The following is a 23,704-nucleotide window of genomic DNA, read 5'->3' on the forward strand; positions in this document are numbered from 1 at the left end:
ATTACCGTTTTTTCATAGTGTTTATGTTGGCTTTTCCACCAGATGCAAAACGTGTATTCAAGTGAATCGTATTTCCATTTTTTAAATATGCCGTAATATCAAACCGTATCACGCAGTTTTCTTCTTTTATATCAACAGGAATAACCAGTGCGCTGGTCACTCTAGGCTCGTACTTTTCAATCAATTGCTTAACTTCGTTCGCCAATTCATGTTGTGAATAAGGCAAACCTTCGTAAATGTCTTCTACATCTGGTAATCCGTAATCACTCAAATGCTTTAACACGCCTCTGCGTGCATTCAATAGCTGTGTAAGGTGATGAACCACACTTTTTGCTTCATATTCAATAGGATCGAGGCGAACTTGGCGTCGCGCCGGTTGCGACAAAAAATCAAATAAAGCCATGAAAAACAACCCTTGTGAGTCAATAAATAGGGGCTATTTGCACAGCCCCTATTGCATTACTTAATGCTGAAAATTATCGACCTTCTGTCCAAGAGTCAGAGAATTCGATATTTCCATCAAGGTAAGTCCACGTAATACGCTTATAACGCATACATACTGTTTCAAGATGTGGGTAACGCTCTTTATCCAAATCTTTTACGTTATGCATTGAAGGCGAGATAGAGGTAATTTTTACGTCTTCTAATTTATGGCAGAAATACTCGCGTTCAGTACCTGTATCATCGATACGGTACCATTTGAGTTCCAGTTGCTTTAACGTTTGACCGTTTGAGCACGCCTTATATAAATAAGGGGTTGATGCATCAACAGCCTTAGTGATCACAAATGGTTCGTGTTTACGAGTACCTGTTAGTTCACCAGTGTCGTTGTCCGTAGGAATACGCAATTCATGATCAAAGTGAAGGATCTCAATCGAACCCTCACGTTCTGCAACAGTTACAGAACCTTTAACGTCATTGCCTTGGTCATCCTTTAACCACATATACGCTGGAATTGCCATTTCTTTATTCTCCTTTTAAAATAAGTTTGTTTCCTAAAATTGGCATATTGCAGACTGCATTAACGTCGCGGTCTGCTCCCCAAAAAGCCCTACGCTTTATGCCATGGGGAAACATGTCCCAAGTTGGCTGCAACCAACTTGGGGCAATTCTTTACAAAGACGGATTATCTAGCTCTAGTATTAGCGACATCGCGTCAAATGGAGTTTGCAAAACAGCTAACTTTTCGAAATATTGCTGTACACTTTTAGGTAATTGCTTAAATTTATACTCTGCGTCTAATTCAGATACCCAAGTACTTGAAACAAAGCTATCGATATCACTCATCCTTTTACTTGGCGTAACTGCTTTGTAAAAATAAGCTGCTTTTAAAAAACCTTCGTACTGAATTTTCATACAAGTACTCAGCGCAGAATAATGCATATAATCAATAGCGGTCTTTGTCATTTCTAAGCTGATCTCATCAATTTGTAATTCAGCGCTGCTTATTTTCTTCGCATTTGAAAAGCATTTGTCCATTTGTTTTTCAAATGCGACTGTTGCTACCTGTAGCTTTTGCTTTGCAAAAAACACTTTATTATCACTGGCTACTGCGTTGGTATAAGCCAAAAGCAAACTAAATAGACAGATCATTTTTAAACTCCTTTTAATCTCCCAAGTTGGCTGCAACCAACTTGGGGCAATTTTTTACTTACAGTTTCAAACTAACACCTAAAACTGTCGTTAAATCCGTTTTACAGGAGTGACATCAGGCAGTCATTTTTCCCCGGGCATCTGTCCTACGAGTGCTAAACGCACATCAATACCTTCCACTTGAAAGTGCGGAACCACGTAGGTGTTTACACGGTAATAACCTGGATTGCCTGGTATTTCTGATACCGTTACTTTGGCGTCTTTGAGTGGGTGTGTAGCAATCAGAGATTCATCTGGGTTGTTCATTTTTGTAACCAATGCGCCTAGCCAGTCATTCAATTGCTGCTCAAGTTCGTGACGTGGCTTACTTGAACCAATATTTTCACGCTGAATAACTTTCAGGTAATGTGCAATACGTGACACCAAGAAAATATACGGTAACCTTGAATTGATCCGCGCATTCGCTGACGCCTCTGGGGTTTCGAATATTTGCGGCTTTTGCGCACTATTCGCCGAGAAGAAACACGCAAAATCAGAGTTTTTATAATAACTTAATGGTATAAACCCCTGATTAGCAAACTCCAGTTCTTTGGTTTCTGAGATCAAAACTTCAGTTGGGATCTTGGTTTCTGAGCCTCTGCCGGCTTCAAAAGAATGCAGTGGTAAATTATCAACCCGCCCCCCTGATTGTGGCCCGCGAATATTAACGGCCCATCCATTGTCGTGAAAACTACCAATAATATTGGCTGCAAATGCAAACGTTGCATTGCCCCACAAATAACGCTCATGGTGCTCACAACTCACATCTTCTTGATAGTTGAAATTGCGGATCGGATTCATATCGCCATATGGCAAACGCATTAAAAAGCGTGGAAATGCCAAACCGATATAGCGGGCATCTTCAGACTCTCTAAAGTTCTTCCAGCGTAAGAACTCCGCCCGTTCCATATATGAGCCAAGATCTTGTATTTTTGACACTTCTTCTAGTGAATCTTTTAAGAAAAACTTAGGCCCTACACTGCCCATAAACGGGCAATGTGCCGCTGCTGAGACTCGAGATATCTCTTGCAAAAGAGAAATGTCTGGTGCGGAGCAGTCAAACTCAAAGTTAGATACCATGGTAGAAATGGGTTCGCCACCAGGGGTGTCATATTCAGCAGTGTATACATGTTTATACAGTGCTGACTGCGTCGTATCAGGTGCTTCTTCAAAATCATCGCGCAATGTTTCTTTATCAACATCAAGCATTTCTAATTTCACATTGGCATTGTTGGGCGAACGGTTTATCAAATAGCGTAATGAGCGCCAAGCAGATTCGACTTTTTGGAAATTGGCATGATGTAAAATCTCGTCCAACTGCGTCGAAATAATTCGATCAACTTTTGCGATATACTCATCAAGTAACAGCTTATCAATTCGAGATACTTCAACATCACTGCTGCCTGCCATATCTAAAAATACATTAATGGCTGCAGTCAGGCGCTCATTGGCGTTGGTTTCTGCTAAATTACCTGCATCACGAAACGTGTCTAAACTGATCTCTTCATCAACTGGCTTGATGTCCACTAGTCCACAAATTGTTTCATACGTTGAAGTTGCGATTGTTTGCTCGACTTTCCCTGCCACATTTAGTTCTTCATGCATCGACATGATAAATTCCTTTTTCTATTGTTCTGGTTGTTTGTCTAGGTCCGACGCTAACGGCGCTATCTCATCTAAGCGCGTTTTAAGTTGATTGAGCTCTGGTTGATTTTGCAATACTCGCTCAAGCTCTTTACGCAATGTTGAGTTATCTAAAAGGTTAGATTTAAGATCTCGCAACAAATTACGCATCGACATCATTTTATTCAGTTCAGGCACCTGAGAAGCCACACTTTCTGGGTCAAATGCTTTAAACGAATCAAACGTTAAATTTACGCCAATTTCCCCTTCCCCTTGGATTTTATTTTTAACCTGAAATTGTGCTTTTGGAGACATGTCTTTCAAAACTTGTTCGATATTATTTTTATTGATAGCAACCCGCTCACGCTCTGCAAGTTCTTGATCATTTTTACCATTTGAATAATCTCCAACCACCAACATTTTTAATGGCAATTCACTTTTTTGTGTCGCGCCGTCGGTGTCTAACTCCAATGCAATATTAATGCGTGCTCTTGGGATCTCTTTTTGAAATGTGTCTGACATGCTTATTCCTTTGCTTAGTTGTGTTAAGTAAGCCAACTGTCACAGCGTCAACCGTGCTGGCTAGTTTTATATCCAGCCAATGGCTGAGGTTGTATTCGTTATGAGCATTTTTTGCGTTAAAGACTCTGCTAGTTGCTTAAACTCGTCATCTTGTTCAGGCAACGCCACAAAACACTGCTGGGCATATCGCCAAACATGCATTGCAAAGTCACGATGCCATGCGGCCAGTTGCTGTGTTTCAACTTGATCAATGAGTTTCAAAAAAAGTGGCTTTGCAAGCACGGGGTTGTCTGCGCGCATTAACACCCTTGCTTTGAGCAGATCTGCACGGGCTTTTGAGTAAGCACAGTTTTGCGGTAGCTCATCGACCCGCTGTAGCGCTTGGTGTAGCTTGGCATCATCTGCCAATGAAAATGCACTTTTTTGAATGTCTTCATCAGGTGCTTTCACTGCACTGCTTGCTTGCGGTGTTATCGATTCTTTTATTTCATCTAACACGGTTTTGCTTTTAGCTGAGCAAAATGGTGTACCATCGTCATAGGTGAGCGAAAGCAAACCAGCGCACTCATTTATCAGCGCCAATACTTGTACTGATAACCAGCGTTCGAGGTTACCTAACCCTAACTTTCTTAGCAGCTCGATAGTCAATACTTGTAAATTTAAGTTAAAGTGCATCGCTCCTTCCATGAACAAAGCCTCTGCTTTAATCAACCCTTGCTCATGATCTGCATTCATTAATGCGTTTTCGATAGGTGCAAATGCAGCAGTTCTGGGCGCCGGTAGCCGCGTTTTACCTTGTTCATTCGGGGGCAGCTTTAAGCCTGACCAACGCGTGGCTCTTGCCATTTTGACCATTCGTTCATAACGTTTGGCTTCTTTGTCGTAGCTGATCAGTACACGAGTTTGCGCAATGAATACGCTATCTGAGTCTATGTTTTTAACCACACCAGCACCCTGTTGAGTCGGTTCAATCTGTGCAGGTGACGCTATATCTTGAGTACCTTGGCTGGACATAGCCTCTGCTGGTGATTCAATGACCAACGGGTTGCTTTTGCACCCTTGTTCAATCCATTGTGTCAGATCAGCCAAAGGGCCAGCTTCTTCATCTAATTGCCGCGCGCTACTTTGACCATACTCGTTAACTTGTATGTTTAACGCATGCCATTGCTGCGCTGTAGGCTGTTTATGTTGTTCAATAATGCCGCGTAACCGACCTTGCTGTTGTAAAAACCAAGTATGTACCGAGCCTCGGGCACGCGGTTTTAGCGGGTGAATATGCGCTGTAAATTCATTCACCAGCGAATTAAACACACTCAATGACGCAATTAACCCTTCAACCCCATACTCACTTGATGCAGCCAAGCATGTATATGACATCACTCTTAAATCTTTGGTTTTTGTTGCAAGCAAGTCAGTACCTAATATAAATAATGCTTTGAAATCAACTTCGCCAACACCCGACGATGACGATTTAAGCGCTTTAAAGCTGTCTTCATATTTAAGGTCTTCACCACACGCATTATTAATCAATGGTGTAATGAGCGCATCATGCCAAAGTGCCCAGCTTTCATGTGTATGCGGCACACTCATAACTTACTCCAGCGACGCAGTGCATCATAAATACTTAAGTTATCCATTTCCGCCAGGGCAAGGCAGCCACCGTCTGTGATCTGCTCTGTTTTTATCTCAGTCAGGTCAAGTACTGAATTGCTTTTTGTTTTGCTCATCCAAACCGCGTCAAAATATGAGGCGCTGACAGGACGTAAAAACAGTACTAGGCTCGCGGGCGTATCCTGTGTTTCTAATTGATAAAACCACCAAGGTTGCCAATTGCGATCTGCCACCATTGTGCTGATCAAATGTAACCATACTGCGCCGACGAGCTGACTCCTTTTTCCAAAAGCCGGCATGGGTAGTTTCAAGCCAAATTGACTGCGCAAACACCCTCTATTCGCAATGGAATGCAGTAAGCCAATAAGCTGCGAAATAAACTGCGCTCGCTGCTGTACTTGATCAAAGCCAATCGCTTGCCATAGCTCACTTATCTGAATCGTTCGTAATGAATCGATAGCCTCATTGTATTCAATGTCTTCACTTAACGTGCCCGTCAATGTTGAAAACTCATTGCAATACTGCTGCATTTGTTCAATAGAACTTGCCTCAATTACCCGTTCGTTAATATTTAAAATAGTGCTAAGTACATTAAATTTATTAAAAAATAAAAATGCAGGAGTGTGTTTATACTCTGCGTTTGGACAGTTCACATAGCTGGCAAACGGGTAACGCCGGGTGCTGCTGTCTTCGCTCGGCTGTAAGACACCTAAGAGGCTACTTTCATCCTGACTGCCCGACACATAAAACAACGAGGTGACTTCACTCGCCTGACTTTCATCATATTGATGCTGACGTGTTAAAGAGGCATACCCTTCTTGCAACCAATGTTCAAACGCGATGCTCTCTCTGGTGCATACATTTAGCTTAACAAAGTCAGGCCTTAATGGCGTTTTCCCCATATACCCAAAGTGCTGCTGCTTTTTCAGTTGAGGAGATGATTTGCGTGTAAATAGCCCAAACATATATTTTCCTCCTAATGCAACTGTGCATCGGCACTGTTGGCAATCACCAAGTGCTCAGAAAACAATTGTCGAGGTAACACAAATGCATTCAAAGTGTATTTGCTGAACACACCGCTATTGCGATTAGATTTAAGTGCCATCTGTACTTTGATAGGCGATTGCTCGCTCTCATCTTCAAATTGCCAAGTAGCTAAAAATTCACTGCCTTTAACCCACCGCACATTTGCGTCATTTAATACTTTAAGGAGTGCCCATGGGCCTGACTTTTCAGCCGATAGGCGTCTTCCTGTGCTGTCTAACCCATATACTGTCGCCTTTTCTGTGCCGCCTTGGCCTGGCCAGCTAAATTTGCGCCACTCTTCGGGTTCATTACGGTAGCGATAAGCTTGATCACTAAAGCCAAAATAAGTTTCTCTTATCCCACGCTGTGCCACTGGCATCATTTGAAATTTAATACCAAGTTCACTGCTATTTTTAGGAAATAATGATCGAGTCACCTTGTTTGCAGTGGTCAAGTTTTTCAAAACTTTACTGTCAAATTTCAGGCCAATACCATTCCATTTCTTCTCTACCCATTTCCCACGTTTGAGAGTAATAAATGGTGATAAATACTCGTTAACAAAACGCCATAATGTGCCAGATTGTGTATTTAAAAACTCTGAAACATCTTCGACGGCGGCATCAGGCCCTGTCATGTTAAATGGATATTTACCACGCAAATTATCTTTATAAACCAAGTAAACTTGGTTTTCCCATTGACTATTTATTTGACCCTTAGCTTCATTCATTATGGCTTCAACCGACGCGGTCAATGGCGCTTTAAATAAGGTTTCAAGCACTTGTTTAGTATCAGGGTCTAATGCTCTTACTTGGCTTTCAACAATGATCCAGCTCGATTGCAATGCATTGTCTTTTTGTGAGCCAGCCAGTAAATCTTGTACAAAATTCATAGCAACCTGATCATCTTCGTTGCTGGCGGCTATTTTCTTTAATTCAGAGTGGAATGCACTCAGTGACCCCAAATACTGCTGTAAATAATCTGATAACTTAGCATTCTCTACTGGTGTGCTATAACGACGCAGATCGGCGAACCTATGTTCAAGTTCGGGAACCCTAACAACACTGACCTGTGCTAAACCCGAGGCTTTAGGCATAGCTTTGTTGATCAACTCATCTGCGGCATCTAATTTTGAAGCTTGAGCTAATGGTTTATCAGGTAATTGTAGGTTGTCACTCACGCTATCCATTAAATTCACCAGCGGACCATCATTCGAAGAGAGCCGAGAAAGCACTAAACTGGCATTATTAATTGACTTTAAATCGGACAACGTTATCGAGCCCAAGAAAGTAAACCATTGATTTGCATACTCTTGAAAATACAAAGCGCGAATGGACTTTATCAAAGCACCGGCTTTGGCTTCATCAACTTCTCCCCCCACTAAATTGCTGTCGTCGTTAATTTGTGTGCCCATCACCCAGTCGCCTGAGTACGCGAGTTTGGCTGCTCTGTTGATCTCAGGATACATCAGCTCTTGCCAGCCGTTGGCACTAAAGATATACGGCACACTGGCTGCTGCGCTAATAAACGAACGGTTTTTCGGTGACAACATAGCATCTAGCTTAATTGGCTCATGTTTTACCATAAATTGCTGTTTCATTTGCGTATATAGCGCTAATGCTTCAGGTTGAGTTGCCAAAGCTGCACGGCCACGTGCGATAAATAGTGGGTTTTCTTGCCATAAAGGCAGTAACTGTTCAGGTGAGCCACTTGCATCAATACGATCGACATAAAAATCAATTAATTGTGAAAGTTTCGTCACCAGCTCGCTGTTTGTTTCATCATCGATATCAATATTAAGCTGCACACCAAGCTTACTTAAAAACTGCTGACGAACAAATTCAGAGTCTAAATGGGCGACAAATTCACTACTCATCATTAAATGTAGTTTTAAGGCCTCGTAGTATTGGGTGCGAATTTTCGCCGTTTTTTGCTGTTCTGTAATGCCTGTCCAGCGTTGGTGAAACCCCTCTAATGCTAATCGATTTTCACGTGAAAAGGGCTTTGCTATTAACGTTTCAACCTGTAACTTCAGGATTGACTCTATATGTTGTAATGTCTCATCACCTTCATAAATGCCAAAAATAAAATGCCAAGGTAGTGATTCTTCATAAGCCAGTAACTGTTGATAATGACTTAGTAAACCCAGTGTGACATCAAATTGCACCGCGCTTTCGTGGCGCTCTACACGTGCCGTTACGACTGCATCCACAAGTTCATCGCCTTGAGATAGTAATAGGTTGTTACTGGTATAAGATGTGAACAATAGTGCCACAACCCCAGCAATACCCGCTAATGAACCGGACACGGTCAGCGCTTTTATCCAACGCTGAAATATTCGACGTTTTCGGTTACCTCTCGTTAAATCTTGTAATCTAAATACCACGTCATTAAATACCCGATTTATAAAAAATGCTTGAGTAATCTTTTCTTGTTTTTGCTCAAATATGACGGATCTAAATTTGGCTAATGTCCCTGAGGTGATCCTTTCGATAGGCGTGCCTTCTTGCGTCCCTGATGTGAAATATACACCCGCAAACCATGGCACTTCTTGATATGGGTTTTGTTTAAACAGTAAATTAATAAATTCTGTTAGCTTTATTGTTGCTGCACAAAACTGATTAGGGAAGTCAACAATAAGCTGTTTTCGCTGCTCATTACGCTCACGAGCAACTTTAGTAATGCGTTGTTCACACAAGCGCTCATAAAGTGCCTCCATGCGTTGTTCAAAAAGCTGCGCTGCGTCTGCTTGCTGATCTTCACTTAAATCGAGTAAGTAGGTACCAAATACTTGTTCACGCTGTTGCGGGTCTAAGTCGCTAAAAAAGGGTTCAAAACCGCTGATCAAATCCGTTTTAGTAAACACAATATGAACCGGGAAAATAACGCCTAATTCATTGATCAATTCTTCTATTCGTTCTCTAACTAACTTAACATGCGCGCGTATTTGTTCACTGTCTGCCGTTAAAATATCGGCAATACTAATGGCAACCATAACCCCATTAATTGGTACCTTAGGGCGATACTTTTTTAATAACGCTAAAAATGATAACCACTGCGTATTTTCACTTTGTTCCGTGGTGTACCTTCCAGCAGTATCAATCAATACGGCCTGATCCGAAAACCACCAATCACAATTTCTGGTACCACCAAAACCTTGAATATGGACTTGATTAGACTTTGAATAAGGAAAATGTAGCCCAGAATTAGCGAACAACGTACTTTTACCTGCCGCTGAAGGACCAATGATCATATACCAAGGAAGTGCATATAATGCCGTCGCACCTCGATAACCAGCACCAAGGTGAGACGCTTTCAATGATGCCAAAGCCTCTTCCATTTTAGTCTTTATTTCATCAATTTCGGCCTCAGAGCCCGCGTTATGCCCAGCAAGTTCTGATGCCAGTTTTTCACCCGAGCGTCGGGTCCATATCCAACGAAAAAATATAAATATGGTAAAAGAAACAAATACTACCGCCATAGCAATTAAACGCTTGTTGACGGAATCTAAGCCAATATAAATACCGGCAAACCAAACAATGGTTAAAATAGCAATTAGACCTATCAATTGCCCCGTTGCACGCGAAGAAAGTAATCCTAATGTAAAGTGAACCAAACCACTTTTGCTCGTAGAACCAACCATGCTACTGCCCTGTATTATTTAGTTGCGAAAGAACTTCAATTTTCTTATCTATGTGAGTTTGACTCTGCCCAGCCTCAGCATTAATTACGTAATGAAAACCCGTAAATAACAGTGTGATCATACTGAGCGTTAGAGACAGGATCAGCCAATAAGGAACATTTCTACCCACCTTCATAGCAAATCCTTCTTCTGGCGCACCATTATCAGACAAAGCTAAATTTACCGGCCCTTTTAAGTCTTCTAGCTGCGCACGTACATCCACTAACAGTGCTTTTAATTGCTCTAGCCCTTTGATTTTATATACACCTTCAAAGCCTAACTGTAAGCAAACGAAGTAAACCTCAAGTAAGGTGCCTCGTTGATCTGGGCTTTTTCTGAGTTTATCTAATCGCTCAAAAAACTCTTCCCCAGCTCGGTTGTTACCAAAAAATTCTAATTGTAATGGCCGTGACATCCAGTCGACTCTAAAATCAACACCTGATGTCATAACTCGTTCATCGACAAATGCTGTTAATGCAAACTTCGCCTCTTGCATCACTGATGCTGTAATTTGCTCTGAGTAGCAGCGCTTTTCAAACTCATCAAAAGACGTCAATAAAGCAGATCTAAAAGCTTCGATGTCGTTTGTTAAACTCGACTGCTGCTTAAGTGGCGCTGCTAGCTGTAAAACAGGCGCAATACATGCGAGTAAATCGGGGCCATTACTAGGCTTTTCAGTATCCATACTTGCTCTTCTCGTACTCAAAAGTTATTTTGCAACAGTCACAATTTCCACTGTTGCAGCTTGTAAGCTAAATGGGATAAATAGGCTTAATGCATGGTCTTCACAGATCTGTTGCCATGCATCGCCAAAGGTTTCCAAACGAAAGTATTCATACCCGCTTTTTATTGCTAATTTATTGGGGGGACGCTGGCAATGAGTAAGAGCAACACCGTTCAATGCTGATGCAATCATCATTTCAAGTACCTGAGACGCTGCAATCTTAACTTGCTCAGCAAACAACTCAATCCATTGCGTAGAAGCCGACTCGCAAAAGACGGCAAGGTAAAAGTCATGACTTTGCAACATCTCAGAATCGATACTATTTATCTCATAAATCGCGTTAGAGCTGCGCTCAAGCTTAAGTGCCGCCATGCGTTTTGGTACTACTCCATCAAGTAATGTGCGTAAAATCTCATCTAACTTTGAGAACACTTCTGATAACGCATTATGGTTATATACCGGTAAACCGGTTGCTAACTCACTATGCTCAAACACAGAAACTCGGCTTATCAACATGACAAGCTCACTGTATAACCGCTCTGGGTGTAACACATTCAATGACTGTAAATGCTCAAGCATGCTTGCTGCTGGCGCCATGGAATTCAACAGCAAAAAACTATTCATTTCATTAGGACCAAAATCAGATACAGCTCCGTAGCCCTTGCGCCTATTAAGCAATACATTCACTTTTGCATTGACTAAATTGGTCGTGCGTTTCAATAAACCACTTAAATAATCCGAGGCGCCAACATTCAATAACGGGGGGATATACTGTTCATCAAGCGCAAAAGTACCATCATCTAATCGGCTTAGTTTCAAGCAAGGTAAAGCATCAAAATAAGTTAACGTATCGTTTTGTGTTAAGAGTAATATGTTAGGCCGCGCAACCAGTAACTCCCGAGACCTATTTGGGTCATGCGTATCAATTACATCAATATATTGGCTATGATAAGCACTCAACTGGCCTGATTGACTATACCCTTCAATATCAGCAACATGACGATTTGCAGCAATTGCAACATGTACCAATACCGACGATGCCTTCTGATCTAGAGTCAACTTCAACTGATTCTCAACGTCAGTTGTATATTCCAGCATGCGCCCATTCGGCAACATTACTTGTAAAGACGTGACATTTAAAACCCCCCTGAGTAACGCACTTTTCTCAATATGGATGTAGTAAACTCCAAAGCCATTAGGCACAAGCATGGTTTGTCTCAATGTTTGCTGCTGCTCAGAATATGCATCTAACAACTGAAAGTGTTGCTGTGCAAGCAGTACCCCTTCAGCCCATACGGGTTTATTTAGTGGCTCTTCCATACTCAGTGCTTCTCATCGATGCCAGGCAATGACAATGAGCTGCTAGAAAGCAGCACATCTAACGATGTCGAAAGCTTCACAGGCCCCGTGCTTAAATCATGAAACGTGCGCCACTTGTTGTCTTCTCTATTTCGAAATAGAGCTACAAATGCCACATATTTTGCATTTTCAGCTTGCTCAAATTCAAACTCAACCTTATCTGAAGGGTTAATTGTGCGCTCTTCTACCGTGATCAAGCTATTCGATAGTGTTGATTTATCTGCTTTCCAAAGCTCGTCAAATGTGGCGGAAGTAAAACTCTGAATATCTGTCAATTGATATACTTTAAGTACTACGGGCAACGCCTCGTCAAATTGATTTAGATTCAGATTGTCGGTCGCTGCAACATCAACTTTGACTTTGGTCGTCATACAACCAGAAATAAATAAAAAGGCGACTAATAATAATTTAGATTTAATTTTGTTCATTTTTGTATCTCTGAGTATGTGCTTTTATGATGTGAATCGAGCGAGTAACGCGCTTTCGTAGACTGGTCCAATTACCTTTTCAAATCGAACTGAAGGAGTATGAAACCATGGCGATTTTCGTTCTGAAATAAGTTTGAGTAAGTTAACTGAACCTCTTTCTTTACGCTCTATCGCAATAGAGCGTAATACCAGCTCGTCAGTCGCCCCTATCAGCTTGCGATATATCATTCTTAATTCTGAATTAAACTGTGAAAATGCAATACTCGATAAGGTGGAAATAATCTTTTTTGGATTACTTTTAGAACATACGAATAAAAGAAACACCGCATGTGAACTTGGTGAAAAAACATGCTCATAGGCCAGTCCAACCTCATCGAGAAAGCGACTAACATCTCGGCTAAGATCAGCCACAAATTGAACCGATTGAAGCAATAATTGAGGGGTATCATTGTACACCATGCCATCTCCCTAGCACTTTCAATACTTTTGACCTAGATCAAAAGAACTGCAAAAGATCAAAAATCCATCAAAGCATGAATTTTAAAATACGAATTTAATACTACTTATAAATCTTGGTGGCGAAATCTACAGACAGAAAAACAATATGTCAACAAAATATTTATCAAAATGATGGTTTGATTTACAAAAAGCAATCCTTTAGGATCAATTAAATCGCAAGGTGATTCATTGTGGAATATAAAATTTAAATCAACTACAGTTTAGTTATAAAAAAAACAAACCGTTGCAAAATAAGCAACATTTAACATTCAAATATAAAAGGTATATGACAGGGATATGTCTAAATTTATCGCGTGTTTTTCGAATGAGCCTCAGCAATTTAATGTTGTATCTGTCAATGCAGTTGAAAGGGTCTCTGCGCTTTCTTACTGGCACATTGATATTGAGTGCCAAAGTTCACAAGCTGATATGTTCAGATTAGGTCGCGATATGACATTGACCTTGTTTGAACCCGATGGCTCTACCATTACCCGGTGCCATATAATTGAGCAAATACATACGGTTAAACATCAGCTTTTTGAGTGCAGAGTATCCCTACGGTTATGCCCCAAGTTGTCACTTTTAACTAAAACCACCAATAGCTGTGTATTTATTGATAGTGATCTAAAGCAAATCAGCGAAGTAATTCTTCATCGTGCCGGATACGCACAAAGTCATATTGACTGGCGAGTTAGCACTGAACTACCCGCACAACAGCAGTTTATTCAAGCAATGGAAAATGACCTCTCTCTCCTGCATCGGTTATTTTCACAATACGGGTTAATATATTGGTTTGAAGAATCCTCTGGTGTTGAGAAAATAGTAATATCGGACAGTAACCTAAATAGCCCCTACTCTTCGAAAGGTGTACTCGAGGCCATAGAACCGGATGGGTATAATCATGCTTACTTAAAGCAATTTGTTGGTTTCACTCAGTGCCAATTAGATGCCGGTATGTATACTTCGCACTCTAGCAATACCTATAAAAATGCCGACCCTGATCAACATGGCTTAAGCCATATTAATTATTATGAGCCCATTGCACAGAATCAAAAAGCCTGTTCATTACAGAGCCAGAATCAAAGCCACGCATTGGCATGCCAAGCTCTCACACTTACATTAACCGGTAATGTCGCTCATATCTTTGCTGGATGTTCCTTCGCTTTAGAAGACAATACCGGCACCCACGCCAGTGGTGATTACTTATGTATTGAAGTCGAACATCATTTATCTCAGCAAAATAGTGATGGTATTGATGACAGAATAAGTCAATACAAATCGATAGTAACCTGTATCCCCAGAGGAACCCCTTACAAAGCACAGTTGCCCACACCTAAACCAAAGCCCATGGTATTTGCAGCCAAAGTCGAATCACTGAGTGCCACAGCAATGCTAACTAACGAGGGTGACTATCGCACTCGCCTCTCATTTGATTCCTCGGTAAGTTCTAAAGCTCAAGCAAGTAAAGCATTGAAAAAATTAGCCATGTATACGTGTGCCAACCAGAGCCAAGCGACAGGCTGGCACTTTCCTTTAGTAAATGGTTCAGATGTATTAATTGGCTGTATTAATAATGATCCTGCTGACACATATATCATGGGGTTTTCGTTAAGCACAGAACAACCTTCTATTGTAACAAGTGCGAATTCATACCTTAATCGTCTTGTCAGTGCATCAGGCCATGAACTGTGTTTTGATGATGATAAACAATCTCCAAAAGTCATTTTGAGCACGCTAGGTAAATCACATTATCTGGAATTAAATGCAACAAGATCAGGTAAGCAATTTATTCATTGGATAAGCCAGTTTGGATCGATTAATTTATACAGTGGAAAATCATTAAGCCTCACGGCTAATAAAAGTGATGCTAATCTATCGAGTGAGCAACGTATTTTAATTGATGCCAAAGAACACCTATCTATCAATTCAGATAAAAGTGCGACATTACTGCAAGGTGCAGGACAGACGAAAATTACAAGTAAGTCAATCTTGCTCGCTGCTGAAAAAGCCATGAGTATAACGACGAATAAATCGCTCGATAGTAACACTGAGAAAGGTATAAACAGTAAAACCCAGCGAGGTAAATTTACCATCAGCACGCCGAATGGTTCGAGTATATTTAATAGTAATAGCAATATAACACTTGAAGGCGCTGGCAAAGGGGATTTGATTATTCATAACAACGGTGGTGAAATAAAATTGGACAGTCAAGGTAATGTCACCCTCACTGCGACCGACATGTTGACTTTAAAAGGTGCGATGACCACGTTAGACGCAGCTGTAGATTACAAGTTCGAATCGCCAGATACCGCCGCTGAACCGCAAAACGAAAATCAACCATCAATTCCGACCAATAAAGTGCTATCGCTCAGCTAAGGCTTTCTACCTCAAGTCGATTACTGTAAATGAAGTACGCATATAACGGTGTTAAATATTAACCTGGCACACTTGATACAATAAACTTGGAGTACCCCTGCTAAGGAAGCTACACAACTGAACACTACAAAGCTAATATATCAATGATAGTTAAATTTTGATAAGGAAAATAAAAATGAATATGTATACCACAATTGATGCTATCCCTCAGCAACTCGGACAATACCTTTACCAGTATATTGATCAAGCATGGTTTGAGGCTGAGCTTATTTTAGAGCAAACCGAGACAACATATGACTGTTGGGCATATTACTTCCCTATGGAAGCACCATTAGAGCAAATCGATATCAGTGTTAGCGATGACATAGCCGCATTATTTAAATTACTTTATGACCATGGAATTAATAGCCAGCCAGAACAATGGCAACGAGTAATATTTAACATCAAGCCAAGCGGGCAGTTCAGTATTAACTTTGAAAAAGACAACGACGATGACGTTGATGCATAACTTGATGCATATAATCAACGTCAGGAATGGTCGATTGTAATTAAGTTAGGTAAAACAGGAACTCACCAAGTTACAACAAGGAAAAATAAATGTTAACATAAAGTCGGACTTGCATTCTGTAAGCCTATACATAACTTTTAAAGGAAATAAAATGTCAATTCAAATGTTAACAAAAGCGCTTGTAGCAACCTCTCTATTTTCGGCTCTGTCTTTTTCAGCAACGAGTTTAGCTGGCCACAAAGCCACCCATAATGTCATTGTAAATAACACTTCAATCTCAGGCTCATTTGGCAGCGCTAGAAACTCAGCGGACTCAGTACAATACATTGCATCACTTGACCGTGGTACCTATATGGTTGTTATGGCCAAGTCAGCGGCTGGTGTGAGCAAATCTTGTACCACAAAAAACCCAACACATTTTGAACAGCTACGTGCATTAGGATCTGACTCATTCTTATATGTCAGTGTGAGCGGCTCAACATGTACAAACGTTGATATTCAGAATAGCTCAAGCTTTGCACCAAAATAATGCGTCAACTTCCTCTTGTATACATTTCTCTATTAGCGTTGGTTATCTCTCAGGTAATAATGATGCTGTACTTACCTACCCAAATAGAGAATGCGATTGCTAATAAACTCAACTCTGAGCAACTGTCCACTAACGAAAAAAAAGAAAGATTTGAGGAAAATGTTAAAATAATAATTCATGATGCACTTAGCAACAGAACGTTAAGCAATGCAGAATGCGCTAATACAGGGCATGAAATGCTGCTTGCACAGTTAAGTAAACTCATTGAAAAAAGTAACAAAGTATACACTGAGTATGATGCAACACCCGAAAATGATATAGCACAAGACATTCAAACAAGGTCAACGAGCTTGGTATTTTCCCAAGCAAACGATGCATTAGAGCAAAGTATTGGCTCTGGCATTCTGAACGAAAGTGACGCAGCCGCTTTATATGCTTTTTTTGATCAGTTAACCGATGAGGAAGAGTTTTATATTTACAACAAATACGTACAAGCAATAAATGATGGTACGTTAGTCAGTGAAACGCCTTTGGGTTTACGGTTGCCAGACCTTTAGATTGAAAGTTCTATATCTCCACAGAGGCAGTAAACATCGCTATTATAGATATTTACTGCTTTTTTCGCTTCAGGGAGTAAAGCTTCTCTTTATAAACCATATACTAGCTGTTTTGTGATAACGCTTGCACACGCTTCGCTACAACTTTCCATATTTTCTCCACACCATAACGGAATAAAGTCATCACGCCCAAGCTTTTGACTATGAAGACGTAGTTGAGACATTTCAATAGAGGTATGGGGAAAGCCTGGCGCTAATTCACTCATCAAACCAACCTCTTTCATTGCTCGATTAATAATGCCTCGCGCTGGCTTTCCAGAAAATATATTTGTAACCGCCGTCTCACTTCTTTCTCTATTTTTTATCGCATCACGATGCAAGTCTGATGTGGTTGCTTCTGTGCACAATAAATACGCCGTACCTACCTGAACGGCACTGGCTCCTAACGCTAAGGCATTCTTTACCTCATCGTTATTGGTGATCCCCCCAGCAGCTATGACAGGCAAATTCACAGAGCTTAAAATTTGCGGAAGCAGTGCCGTCATTGTTGTTTGCTTTGATAGGCTCGTTGACAAAAACATCCCTCGATGACCACCCGCCTCTAACCCTTGTGCAATTATTCCATCAGCGCCATTGGCCTCTAACCAAGCCGCTTCTTCAGCGGTCGTCGCAGACGAAATGACTTTACCGCCCCACCCCTTTATACGCTGCATAAGGTCTTTGCCTGGTAAGCCAAAATGGAAACTAATAAGCTGGGGTTTAAAAGGCTCAATTGCATCAGCAATATCATGGCTAAAAGGCATCCGACTTGCCTGTTTGTCATTGGAGTTAATTTCAGCCCCCAGCTCGGTAAAGTAAGGCTGTAATCGTTTTTGCCATTTATTCTGGCGAATAGAATCATAAGGCTCTGGCTTATGGCAAAAAAAGTTCAAGTTGAATGGTTTGTTAGTTGCTGACTCCATCATTTTAATTTCATGCACGATTTGCTCAATGCTTAACATCCCACAGGGCACGGACCCTAATCCACCCGCTTCACTCACCGCAATGGCAAGTTTACTATCTTGTACACCGGCCATCGGCGCTTGTATTAAAGGGTATTGCGTACCAAGTAAGTTAATGGTGCTCTCAGTCATTATTGTATGTCCTTATTAAAACCCTACATAGAAATCCTAAATCCCACTTAATTCGTGTTAGTCGCAACGCCATCATGTGTTGTGACATTGCAGCTGGTCGCATGATTATACAGTGTCATTTAAACGGGTTACATAAAAAAGGCCAAGCAGATGCTTGGCCTTTTTCAGATACTTATTTATTGCAGCCAAAGTCTCGCGACCCTTATCTGACTTTATGGCAATAGCGCATCCTAACTTTTATAGCGAGAACGTACGCGCCAAAGAGAAAACAATACGTTCATCTGCACTGTCATAATCTAAGCTGGTGTTTTCTGCTGCGATTTCGACGTTAAAGCCCTCAATGGTCGTTTGATACGCTAAGCGATAATGGTAATAAGATTTATCACCCACATCCCACATAAACTTGTCACCATCTAGTGAGTTTGACACATCAAAGCTTGCACGCAAAGTGTGGCCTTCACTTATTTCAACACTGTGTGCAACCATACCAATAACTTGCTTTGCACCTGTGCCAAAGTAATCCCAACTATACCAAACGTTAAATTCAGTGTGACCCAGCTCGTTAGCAAAGCCCACCTTGGTATACGCTTCAAAGTAATTACCATCACTTGAATTGCTGTCACCATGATAGCTGTAATACGCTAGGCCATAATCAACACTCCAACGGTCATTCAATGTGACAAACTTACCTACATAGAAGTCCCATTCAAGGTTTGTGTCATCAGCAAAATCCACCGTTGATGCCCAAGAGCCTGCATACAAACCATCATCAAAGGCATAATCTAAGCTGCCTTGCAGTGCTGGATCATTTTGCGTTTGACTCACACCATTAAAGGTATAATCTGACACGCCAGTAACGGTTGTTGACCAATCGGCCATCGCGTTAGTCGAAGCCAATGCTAGCGCAGTAAAAATAATTTTTCTCGTTGTTGTCATAATGGTTCCTTAGCTAGCTGTTTCAATTTTACTGTAATCAATTGTGTTATCTTGAGGCGAACTCTCAATTCGTCTCACTGCATTAAACTTGCTGTATCCTATATACATAGCACAGGATAAGAACAAGCCAATGACCAATGCACCGACCCATTGGATTTGGATAAATTCAAGCTTAAATAATAGTGTTAATAATGATAATGCGACAATATTAAAAATCATATAATTACGCATACCTAATCGCTTTACGGTGAGGTTTAAGTTATCTGTATAAAGGCGGATCAATGAATCAAGCGAGTTGATCACAAACACGACCCCAACAAACACCATTGCAAAGTTTTTAATACCAGCGGTTGAAATACCAGCTTCGTGGTAGTGATAAAGCACACCAAACCATAAGGCAATTGGGATCGATGGGAATATCAACATTGCGCCAAGTACTTGATAGGTCTTCAGTCCCCCCACAAAACGAGATGTGAATTGACCAATCATAATACTCCAAGCGAACCACCAAAATAGGTAGAACTCATGATAGTCATTGAGCGGTAAAACAAACTGTTCAATATTAGTGAAATATTCACCAATCAAACCTAGTTGACCGATAAAGTCAGCAACAGAACTATCATCAAATATGAATACTGCGCTCCACATGAATACAATTAAAGCAATAAACAGCCACGTGGTCGCAACACTTAAAAAACGTACATACTTCAAGCTTGTGCTTGAATATACCGCAAAGCATATCGCCGCAAAAACCAATAAGTAAAATGCAGGAATAATGGTACTGCCATCTCCAAGCTCTGGTAAATACCAAGGCAGATTAGACAATAATAGGTAAGCAGTAAACGCACATGTGCCAATAATGATCACGTTGTTCAGTAGTTTAACCCAAGGTATTTCGAAAAATTTAACCTTAGGTTCTATTACGCAGAAATAAAAACAGGTAAGGAAGTAAAACCCCCAGATCAGAAATCCCCAATAGCCGAATTCAATGGCCAACGGATTTGCAAAAGCATACTCTGGGCTTGCTTTTATGTCTGCGTAACCCGCAAACTCAGTCAATGGAAACATAATTAACCCGACATCAAGGCCGGATGTAAATAAGATAGCGATAAAGGTAAATGTTTTTACAGGCGTTACACCTATACACTGTAAATTACCCCATTTATACAAAATTGTTACGATTGCTAAAAGGGTGAAAATGATACCTATACTAAGCCATAAGGTCATTGTCACCCTCCCAAAACAAGTAAAAGTAACTCATTGTTTCTCCGTTATTATTTTGCTTGCATCAATACTTTATTGTTGAACTACATCACTTCAACATAGGTAACCTATTTACCCGTACGCCACCACAAGCACTGCTTGACTTACCTCGCCAAGCAGCTGGCAAATTCATTTAACCTTTGTAATTACAGCTCTGGGCTGCGTTGCACCTTCTCCCATTTTTCCCCAATAGCGACATTCGCATTGAGGCTTGGTAATAGCGGGTTACCTAAAATATGGTCTGCTGCTTTTTCTGCCACCATAATTGTCGGAGCGTTTAAGTTGCCATTAGGAATAGTCGGAAAGATAGACGAATCAACAACGCGTAAGCCATCAATGCCATGTACTCTTGTATGTGAGTCAACCACCGCCATATCATCTTCACCCATTTTGCATGAGCATGAAGGGTGATAAGCACTTTCCACAGCTTGACGAACAAAAGTGTCGATTTGTTCATCAGTTTGAATATGTTTACCAGGCTGAATTTCGTCATCACGGTAATCATCAAAAGCACTTTGCTCGATGATCTCTCTCGTAAGGCGCACACACGCTCTAAATCCTTCAATATCAGCTTGGTCTTGTAAATAATTAAACTGAATTTTAGGTGCGACATCGGGATCGTTTGAAGCAATGGTTACCGCTCCGCGACTATTTGGCTTATTGTGGCCAACATGAACCTGAAAGCCATGACCAGCAAAAGCACTTTTTCCATCATAACGAATGGCAGCAGGCAAAAAGTGGTATTGGATATCAGGCCATTCAACGCCCGGTTTTGAGCGAATAAACGCGCATGATTCAAAGTGATTCGTTGCACCTAAGCCACTTTTGTTTAACAACCACCTAGCGCCGATCATGCCTTTTGAGATGAGCCCAAGCTTGCCATTTAAAGTAATAGGCTGCTTACATTTATATTGGAAGTAAAACTCTAAATGATCCTGCAAGTTTTGGCCTACTCCCGGTAAGTCATGCTGTAGTTCAATACCCGCTTTACTCAGCACATCTTTATCACCAATGCCTGACAGTTGAAGTAAGTGCGGCGAACCAATTGGCCCAGCACTTAAAATAACGTCTTTTCTTGCAGTGGCAACCTCAAGTTTATTGCCAACTTTATATTCAACCCCTGTGGCGCGTTTATTTTCAAGTATAACTCGCTGTGCCTTCGCACCAGTCACTATGGTGAGGTTCTTTCTTGATTTAATCGGGTCTAGATATGCGCGGCTTGCTGAGCAACGACGGCCATTTTTAACTGTCATGTGCATCGGGCCAAAGCCCTCTTGCTGTGCACCATTATAATCATTGGCTTTAGCATAACCGGCTTGTTGGCCTGCCTCTATAAACACACGATATAGTGGATTTTCCATTTCGTTACCGTTGTTTACGCCAAGCGGCCCTTGTGAACCGCGATGCTCAGTGTTACCTAAATACCACGACTCTGCCTTTTTGAAATACGGTAAACATGCCTGATAATCCCACCCTTGTGCGCCATGCTGTTGCCATTCATCAAAATCTTTTGCATGGCCACGTACATACACCATGCCGTTTATTGATGAAGAGCCACCGAGCACTTTTCCACGCGGACAGTGCATTTTACGATTATCTAGATACGGCTCTTCTTCGGTATGAAACTGCCATGCATACTTATCTGAATTCATTGGAATAGACAGTGCGGTAGGCATTTGAATAAAAATACTCTTATCGCTTCCACCCGTCTCAAGTAAGAGCACCTTATGCTGGCCACACTCACTCAAGCGGTTTGCAAGTACGCAACCCGCAGAGCCTGCGCCGACAATGATATAATCAAATTCTTCGGTCATATTATCTCTCTTAAAACGGGCTATCGATTTTTTCCATGCCTACATACACAGATTTTGTTTGAGTATAATTATCGAGTGTTTCAACCCCATTCTCTCGACCGATCCCAGAGTGCTTATATCCACCTACTGGCATTTCTGCTGGAGAATTGCCATAAGCGTTGATCCAACAAATACCTGCTTTTAATTGGTGAATAACACGGTGCGCGCGCTGAATATCTTTCGTAAATACACCTGCGGCTAAGCCTAAATGAGTATCATTGGCTCGTTCAATCACTTGTGATTCATCATCAAATACTAAAATGCTCATCACGGGGCCAAAGATCTCTTCTTTAACTATGGTCATGTCATCAGTGCAATCTACAAATATGGTTGGTGCAACAAAGTAACCATTCGGCGCCGATTCAGGGGACAATGCCTTGCCACCAGTTAATAACGTTGCGCCTTCGTTCAGTCCTGTTTGAATATAATCAAGTACGAGCTTTTGATGATTTTCAGAAATAAGCGCACCCAAATTAACATTTGGCTCTAGCGGATCGCCTGCGATAATATTTTGCTCTGTTCGAGATTTTAATTCTTGGGTAAACTGCTCATACACATCACGTTGTACAAAAACACGGGTACAATTGGTGCACACTTCGCCTTGAGTATAAAAGTTACCTAGCATTGCCGCACTGACAGCTTCAGTAATATCAGCATCGTTAAAAACAAGTAATGGAGATTTACCACCCAGTTCCATTGTGACGTCTTTGAGTGTGCTTGCCGCACTGGCCATCACTTTTTTGCCCGTACCCACTTCACCTGTGAACGACACTTTTTCAATTTCAGGATGTGCCGTTAGCCATTGACCGACTTCTGCTGCACCTTGTACTACATTGAAAACTCCAGCAGGCACTCCCGCTTCAATAAATATCTCAGCGAGTTTTAATGCACCTAATGGTGTTTCTTCTGATGGTTTAAACAATAAAACATTACCCGCAGCAAGGGCAGGCCCCGATTTCCAACAGGCGATTTGTAGGGGATAGTTCCACGCACCAATTCCTGCACAAATGCCCAGTGGCTCTTTTCGTGTGTAATAAAAGTCGTTGCCAACCATCTGCTGTTGCCCAACTTGCGCTGGGGCAAGCCCTGCGAAATACTCAATTACATCAGCACCTGTTTGTACATCAACACACTCAGCTTCTTGCCATGGTTTACCTGTATCTAATACCTCGATTTTCGCAAGCTCATCGTTACGTGCTCTAAGTAGCTCAACCGCTTTTAACAATATACGACTGCGCTCTATCGGAGTCATTGCAGACCACATTGCAAACCCTGATTTAGCACTATCAATGGCCGCTTCTTGTACTGAAGAGCCGGCGATTTCTACTTGGTAAATGACTTCGCCCGTCGCTGGATTTGTCACGTCAAAACATTCACCAGTTTGATTGGCAAGATAACGCCCATGGACAAAGTTTTGATAGATAGGGGTTGTTAAAGAAGTAGCCAT

The 23,704-nt window shown here is 41.3% G+C and carries 21 protein-coding genes; 4 read left to right on the forward strand and 17 right to left on the reverse strand.

The window, feature by feature from the left end; genetic code table 11:
* Nucleotide 1 precedes the first annotated feature (1 nt).
* The 12 genes from tssE to PCIT_RS12025 form a co-directional block, all read right to left on the reverse strand.
* Nucleotides 2-403 carry a type VI secretion system baseplate subunit TssE gene (gene tssE, locus PCIT_RS11970; protein ID WP_010366759.1) on the reverse strand — a complete coding sequence of 134 codons (402 nt, stop codon included), beginning with the start codon at nt 401-403 and terminating at the stop codon, nt 2-4.
* Nucleotides 404-476: 73 nt separating this feature from the next.
* Nucleotides 477-962 (reverse strand): Hcp family type VI secretion system effector, encoded by a 486-nt coding sequence (locus PCIT_RS11975; protein ID WP_010366761.1) that lies wholly within the window; start codon nt 960-962, stop codon nt 477-479.
* 151 nt (nt 963-1,113) lie between these two features.
* Nucleotides 1,114-1,593 carry a hypothetical protein gene (locus PCIT_RS11980; protein WP_010366763.1) on the reverse strand — a complete coding sequence of 160 codons (480 nt, stop codon included), beginning with the start codon at nt 1,591-1,593 and terminating at the stop codon, nt 1,114-1,116.
* Nucleotides 1,594-1,716: 123 nt separating this feature from the next.
* On the reverse strand, nt 1,717-3,243 hold the full coding sequence (tssC, locus tag PCIT_RS11985) for a type VI secretion system contractile sheath large subunit (RefSeq protein ID WP_010366765.1): 1,527 nt from the start codon (nt 3,241-3,243) through the stop codon (nt 1,717-1,719).
* Between the two features lie 15 nt (nt 3,244-3,258).
* Nucleotides 3,259-3,777: a type VI secretion system contractile sheath small subunit gene (tssB, locus tag PCIT_RS11990; RefSeq protein WP_010366767.1), complete on the reverse strand. Its 519-nt coding sequence runs from the start codon at nt 3,775-3,777 to the stop codon at nt 3,259-3,261.
* 66 nt (nt 3,778-3,843) lie between these two features.
* The gene (locus PCIT_RS11995) at nt 3,844-5,367 is read right to left on the reverse strand and encodes a TssA family type VI secretion system protein (RefSeq protein ID WP_010366770.1); all 1,524 of its coding nucleotides are present in this window, start codon (nt 5,365-5,367) and stop codon (nt 3,844-3,846) included.
* Nucleotides 5,364-6,353: a type VI secretion system-associated protein TagF gene (gene tagF, locus PCIT_RS12000; protein ID WP_010366773.1), complete on the reverse strand. Its 990-nt coding sequence runs from the start codon at nt 6,351-6,353 to the stop codon at nt 5,364-5,366. Before tagF ends, PCIT_RS11995 begins: the two co-directional genes overlap by 4 nt.
* Before the next feature lie 11 nt (nt 6,354-6,364).
* Complete coding sequence (gene tssM, locus PCIT_RS12005) at nt 6,365-10,054, reverse strand: type VI secretion system membrane subunit TssM (protein ID WP_010366775.1); 3,690 nt, start codon at nt 10,052-10,054, stop codon at nt 6,365-6,367.
* Between the two features lies 1 nt (nt 10,055).
* The gene (gene icmH / locus PCIT_RS12010; RefSeq protein ID WP_010366777.1) at nt 10,056-10,778 is read right to left on the reverse strand and encodes a type IVB secretion system protein IcmH/DotU; all 723 of its coding nucleotides are present in this window, start codon (nt 10,776-10,778) and stop codon (nt 10,056-10,058) included.
* A 24-nt stretch (nt 10,779-10,802) separates the two neighbouring features.
* Nucleotides 10,803-12,137, reverse strand: a complete 1,335-nt coding sequence (tssK, locus tag PCIT_RS12015) for a type VI secretion system baseplate subunit TssK (protein WP_010366779.1) — start codon at nt 12,135-12,137, stop codon at nt 10,803-10,805.
* Between the two features lie 2 nt (nt 12,138-12,139).
* On the reverse strand, nt 12,140-12,604 hold the full coding sequence (gene tssJ / locus PCIT_RS12020) for a type VI secretion system lipoprotein TssJ (protein WP_010366782.1): 465 nt from the start codon (nt 12,602-12,604) through the stop codon (nt 12,140-12,142).
* Nucleotides 12,605-12,628: 24 nt separating this feature from the next.
* The gene (locus tag PCIT_RS12025) at nt 12,629-13,063 is read right to left on the reverse strand and encodes a hypothetical protein (protein WP_010366784.1); all 435 of its coding nucleotides are present in this window, start codon (nt 13,061-13,063) and stop codon (nt 12,629-12,631) included.
* A gap of 336 nt (nt 13,064-13,399) precedes the next feature.
* Here PCIT_RS12025 and PCIT_RS12030 point away from each other — a divergent pair, with 336 nt between their 5' ends.
* The 4 genes from PCIT_RS12030 to PCIT_RS12045 all read left to right on the forward strand — a co-directional run bounded on the left by PCIT_RS12030 (nt 13,400) and on the right by PCIT_RS12045 (nt 17,072).
* Nucleotides 13,400-15,478, forward strand: a complete 2,079-nt coding sequence (locus PCIT_RS12030; protein WP_010366786.1) for a type VI secretion system Vgr family protein — start codon at nt 13,400-13,402, stop codon at nt 15,476-15,478.
* A 175-nt stretch (nt 15,479-15,653) separates the two neighbouring features.
* Nucleotides 15,654-15,986, forward strand: a complete 333-nt coding sequence (locus PCIT_RS12035; RefSeq protein WP_010366788.1) for a hypothetical protein — start codon at nt 15,654-15,656, stop codon at nt 15,984-15,986.
* Nucleotides 15,987-16,137: 151 nt separating this feature from the next.
* Nucleotides 16,138-16,515 (forward strand): hypothetical protein, encoded by a 378-nt coding sequence (locus PCIT_RS12040; RefSeq protein ID WP_010366790.1) that lies wholly within the window; start codon nt 16,138-16,140, stop codon nt 16,513-16,515.
* A complete protein-coding gene (locus PCIT_RS12045) occupies nt 16,515-17,072 on the forward strand; it encodes a hypothetical protein (protein ID WP_157592763.1) in 558 nt (185 codons plus the stop codon). The genes PCIT_RS12040 and PCIT_RS12045 overlap by 1 nt, the downstream gene beginning before the upstream one ends.
* Before the next feature lie 89 nt (nt 17,073-17,161).
* On the opposite strand, the gene PCIT_RS12050 is transcribed toward PCIT_RS12045, so the two are convergent.
* From PCIT_RS12050 to betB, 5 genes are all read right to left on the reverse strand, one after another.
* The gene (locus tag PCIT_RS12050; protein WP_010366793.1) at nt 17,162-18,205 is read right to left on the reverse strand and encodes an NAD(P)H-dependent flavin oxidoreductase; all 1,044 of its coding nucleotides are present in this window, start codon (nt 18,203-18,205) and stop codon (nt 17,162-17,164) included.
* Nucleotides 18,206-18,442: 237 nt separating this feature from the next.
* Nucleotides 18,443-19,141, reverse strand: coding sequence for a TorF family putative porin (locus tag PCIT_RS12055; protein WP_010366795.1), 699 nt, complete (start codon nt 19,139-19,141; stop codon nt 18,443-18,445).
* Nucleotides 19,142-19,150: 9 nt separating this feature from the next.
* A complete protein-coding gene (locus PCIT_RS12060) occupies nt 19,151-20,368 on the reverse strand; it encodes a BCCT family transporter (protein ID WP_010366797.1) in 1,218 nt (405 codons plus the stop codon).
* Between the two features lie 182 nt (nt 20,369-20,550).
* Nucleotides 20,551-22,218, reverse strand: a complete 1,668-nt coding sequence (betA, locus tag PCIT_RS12065; protein WP_010366798.1) for a choline dehydrogenase — start codon at nt 22,216-22,218, stop codon at nt 20,551-20,553.
* A gap of 10 nt (nt 22,219-22,228) precedes the next feature.
* Nucleotides 22,229-23,704, reverse strand: coding sequence for a betaine-aldehyde dehydrogenase (gene betB, locus PCIT_RS12070; RefSeq protein WP_010366800.1), 1,476 nt, complete (start codon nt 23,702-23,704; stop codon nt 22,229-22,231).

Origin of the sequence: Pseudoalteromonas citrea, assembly GCF_000238375.3 — a bacterium.
GTDB classification, from domain to species: Bacteria; Pseudomonadota; Gammaproteobacteria; order Enterobacterales; family Alteromonadaceae; genus Pseudoalteromonas; species Pseudoalteromonas citrea.

Bases quoted from the DNA above. Each gene is read 5' to 3' on its own strand.
- tssE (WP_010366759.1), bottom strand. From the start codon at position 403: ATGGCTTTATTTGATTTTTTGTCGCAACCGGCGCGACGCCAAGTTCGC.
- PCIT_RS11975 (WP_010366761.1), bottom strand. From the start codon at position 962: ATGGCAATTCCAGCGTATATGTGGTTAAAGGATGACCAAGGCAATGAC.
- PCIT_RS11980 (WP_010366763.1), bottom strand. From the start codon at position 1,593: ATGATCTGTCTATTTAGTTTGCTTTTGGCTTATACCAACGCAGTAGCC.
- tssC (WP_010366765.1), bottom strand. From the start codon at position 3,243: ATGTCGATGCATGAAGAACTAAATGTGGCAGGGAAAGTCGAGCAAACA.
- tssB (WP_010366767.1), bottom strand. From the start codon at position 3,777: ATGTCAGACACATTTCAAAAAGAGATCCCAAGAGCACGCATTAATATT.
- PCIT_RS11995 (WP_010366770.1), bottom strand. From the start codon at position 5,367: ATGAGTGTGCCGCATACACATGAAAGCTGGGCACTTTGGCATGATGCG.
- tagF (WP_010366773.1), bottom strand. From the start codon at position 6,353: ATGTTTGGGCTATTTACACGCAAATCATCTCCTCAACTGAAAAAGCAG.
- tssM (WP_010366775.1), bottom strand. From the start codon at position 10,054: ATGGTTGGTTCTACGAGCAAAAGTGGTTTGGTTCACTTTACATTAGGA.
- icmH (WP_010366777.1), bottom strand. From the start codon at position 10,778: ATGGATACTGAAAAGCCTAGTAATGGCCCCGATTTACTCGCATGTATT.
- tssK (WP_010366779.1), bottom strand. From the start codon at position 12,137: ATGGAAGAGCCACTAAATAAACCCGTATGGGCTGAAGGGGTACTGCTT.
- tssJ (WP_010366782.1), bottom strand. From the start codon at position 12,604: ATGAACAAAATTAAATCTAAATTATTATTAGTCGCCTTTTTATTTATT.
- PCIT_RS12025 (WP_010366784.1), bottom strand. From the start codon at position 13,063: ATGGTGTACAATGATACCCCTCAATTATTGCTTCAATCGGTTCAATTT.
- PCIT_RS12030 (WP_010366786.1), top strand. From the start codon at position 13,400: ATGTCTAAATTTATCGCGTGTTTTTCGAATGAGCCTCAGCAATTTAAT.
- PCIT_RS12035 (WP_010366788.1), top strand. From the start codon at position 15,654: ATGAATATGTATACCACAATTGATGCTATCCCTCAGCAACTCGGACAA.
- PCIT_RS12040 (WP_010366790.1), top strand. From the start codon at position 16,138: ATGTCAATTCAAATGTTAACAAAAGCGCTTGTAGCAACCTCTCTATTT.
- PCIT_RS12045 (WP_157592763.1), top strand. From the start codon at position 16,515: ATGCGTCAACTTCCTCTTGTATACATTTCTCTATTAGCGTTGGTTATC.
- PCIT_RS12050 (WP_010366793.1), bottom strand. From the start codon at position 18,205: ATGACTGAGAGCACCATTAACTTACTTGGTACGCAATACCCTTTAATA.
- PCIT_RS12055 (WP_010366795.1), bottom strand. From the start codon at position 19,141: ATGACAACAACGAGAAAAATTATTTTTACTGCGCTAGCATTGGCTTCG.
- PCIT_RS12060 (WP_010366797.1), bottom strand. From the start codon at position 20,368: ATGACCTTATGGCTTAGTATAGGTATCATTTTCACCCTTTTAGCAATC.
- betA (WP_010366798.1), bottom strand. From the start codon at position 22,218: ATGACCGAAGAATTTGATTATATCATTGTCGGCGCAGGCTCTGCGGGT.
- betB (WP_010366800.1), bottom strand. From the start codon at position 23,704: ATGGCTACTTCTTTAACAACCCCTATCTATCAAAACTTTGTCCATGGG.